The sequence below is a fragment of the Streptomyces sp. 8L genome (assembly GCF_020176795.1).
GTDB lineage: Bacteria > Actinomycetota > Actinomycetes > Streptomycetales > Streptomycetaceae > Streptomyces.
In genome coordinates this window covers 1-217 of sequence record NZ_JAIUKE010000989.1, presented here as the reverse complement: position 1 = coordinate 217, position 217 = coordinate 1, and the positions used below count along the sequence as shown (strand labels likewise).

The 217-nt window shown below is 53.0% G+C and carries 1 rRNA gene; it reads left to right on the top strand.

Features of this window, described 5'->3' with window-relative positions:
- Nucleotides 1–155 precede the first annotated feature (155 nt).
- Nucleotides 156–217, top strand: a 5S ribosomal RNA gene (gene rrf, locus LCE31_RS40215); the annotation flags it as partial.

The following is a 217-nucleotide window of genomic DNA, read 5'->3' as shown; positions in this document are numbered from 1 at the left end:
TGGGTTGATAGGCCGGAGATGGAAGCCAGGTGACTGGTGGAGTTGACCGGTACTAATAGGCCGAGGGCTTGTCCATATTTGCTCGCGTCCACTGTGTTGGTTCTGAAACCACGAACGGCTGTGTTGTGTCCGGTTGTGTGATTGTTTCATAGTGTTTCGGTGGTTATAGCGTGGGGGAAACGCCCGGTTACATTCCGAACCCGGAAGCTAAGCCTTA